General features: G+C 65.7%; 4 protein-coding genes. All 4 read left to right on the top strand.

From position 1 onward, the window contains the following. Positions 1–465, top strand: a 465-nt coding sequence (rpsE, locus tag G6W55_RS37455) for a 30S ribosomal protein S5 (protein ID WP_175525041.1), incomplete at its 5' end; no start/stop codon positions are given. Further along, positions 465–647, top strand: coding sequence for a 50S ribosomal protein L30 (gene rpmD, locus G6W55_RS37450; protein ID WP_030788246.1), 183 nt, complete (start codon positions 465–467; stop codon positions 645–647). The genes rpsE and rpmD, both read left to right, overlap by 1 nt. Before the next feature lie 2 nt (positions 648–649). Beyond that, the gene (rplO, locus tag G6W55_RS37445; RefSeq protein WP_057584672.1) at positions 650–1,105 is read left to right on the top strand and encodes a 50S ribosomal protein L15; all 456 of its coding nucleotides are present in this window, start codon (positions 650–652) and stop codon (positions 1,103–1,105) included. 245 nt (positions 1,106–1,350) lie between these two features. Continuing rightward, on the top strand, positions 1,351–1,928 hold a 578-nt coding region (locus G6W55_RS37440), incomplete at its 3' end, for a preprotein translocase subunit SecY (protein WP_375372511.1).

The following is a 1,928-nucleotide window of genomic DNA, read 5'->3' as shown; positions in this document are numbered from 1 at the left end:
GTGAAGGGTGGTCGTCGCTTCAGCTTCACCGCGCTGGTCGTGGTGGGCGACGGTGACGGCACCGTGGGTGTCGGTTACGGCAAGGCCAAGGAGGTGCCGGCCGCCATCGCCAAGGGTGTGGAGGAGGCCAAGAAGCACTTCTTCAAGGTCCCCCGTATCCAGGGCACCATCCCGCACCCGATCCAGGGTGAGAAGGCTGCCGGCGTCGTGCTGCTCAAGCCCGCGTCCCCGGGTACCGGCGTCATCGCCGGTGGTCCGGTGCGCGCCGTGCTCGAGTGCGCCGGCGTGCACGACATCCTGTCGAAGTCCCTGGGCTCCGACAACGCGATCAACATCGTGCACGCGACCGTGGAGGCCCTGAAGGGTCTTCAGCGTCCCGAGGAGATCGCGGCCCGCCGCGGTCTGCCCCTCGAGGACGTCGCTCCCGCGGCCCTGCTTCGTGCGCGTGCCGGGGCTGGTGCGTAATGGCCCAGCTCAAGATCACGCAGACGAAGTCGTACATCGGCAGCAAGCAGAACCACCGTGACACCCTGCGTTCGCTCGGGCTCAAGCGCCTGAACGACGTGGTCGTCAAGGAGGACCGCCCCGAGTTCCGCGGCATGGTGCACACCGTCCGCCACCTCGTGACGGTCGAGGAGGTCGACTGATCATGGCGGAGAACAACCCGCTCAAGATCCACAACCTCCGTCCCGCCCCGGGCGCCAAGACCGCCAAGACCCGTGTGGGTCGTGGTGAGGCGTCGAAGGGTAAGACGGCCGGTCGTGGTACCAAGGGCACGAAGGCCCGCTACCAGGTTCCGGAGCGCTTCGAGGGTGGGCAGATGCCCCTCCACATGCGTCTTCCGAAGCTGAAGGGCTTCAAGAACCCGTTCAAGACCGAGTTCCAGGTCGTGAACCTCGACAAGCTGGCCGCGCTGTACCCGGAGGGTGGCGAGGTCACCGTCGAGGGTCTCGTCGCCAAGGGTGCCGTTCGCAAGAACAGCCTCGTCAAGGTCCTCGGCCAGGGCGAGATCTCCGTGGCGCTCCAGGTGACGGTCGACGCCGTCTCCGGCTCCGCCAAGGAGAAGATCACCGCCGCCGGCGGTACCGTCACCGAGCTCATCTGAACACCACAGGTATCTCGATGACTTGAGCGATCCCGACCGGGGATACCCCACAAATGGGGTATCCCCGGTTGGTCGTTCCTAGGGCAGGTGTGTCGCGGGTAAGGTGACCTGCACTGCCCACTTTCACAAGGTTCCCTTCAGGGGGCACCTTGAGCGGCAGTCGACCGTTAGCTAAGTCGTTCCTATTAGTCGAACCTCAAGACCGTCACCCTTGACGCAGACGCGCGGGGGTCGCAGGAGGCACCGTGCTCACCGCGTTCGCCCGGGCGTTCAAGACGCCCGACCTGCGCAAGAAGCTGCTCTTCACGCTTGCCATCATCGTGCTGTACCGGGTCGGCACCCACATCCCGATCCCCGGCGTCGACTACACGGCCGTCCAGGCCTGCGTCGACCAGGCGAGCGGCAACCAGGGCATTTTCGGCCTGGTCAACATGTTCAGTGGCGGCGCACTGCTCCAGATCACGATCTTCGCGCTCGGCATCATGCCGTACATCACGGCGAGCATCATCCTGCAACTGCTGACCGTGGTGATCCCGCGCCTGGAAGCCCTGAAGAAGGAGGGGCAGTCCGGCACGGCGAAGATCACGCAGTACACGCGTTATCTGACGGTGGCGCTGGCCATCCTCCAGGGCACCGGCCTGGTGGCCACCGCGCGCAGCGGCGCCCTGTTCTCCGGCTGCACGGTCGCGAGCCAGATCGTTCCGGACCGCGCGATCTTCACCACCATCGTCATGGTCGTCACCATGACCGCGGGTACGGCGATGGTCATGTGGCTCGGTGAGCTGATCACCGACCGCGGCATCGGCAACGGCATGTCGATCCT

This window comes from Streptomyces sp. CAI-85, assembly GCF_013363615.1.
Taxonomy (GTDB): domain Bacteria; phylum Actinomycetota; class Actinomycetes; order Streptomycetales; family Streptomycetaceae; genus Streptomyces; species Streptomyces antibioticus_B.
This window is presented reverse-complemented; position numbering and strand designations above follow the sequence as displayed.

Bases quoted from the DNA above. Each gene is read 5' to 3' on its own strand.
- rplO (WP_057584672.1), top strand. From the start codon at position 650: ATGGCGGAGAACAACCCGCTCAAGATCCACAACCTCCGTCCCGCCCCG.
- rpmD (WP_030788246.1), top strand. From the start codon at position 465: ATGGCCCAGCTCAAGATCACGCAGACGAAGTCGTACATCGGCAGCAAG.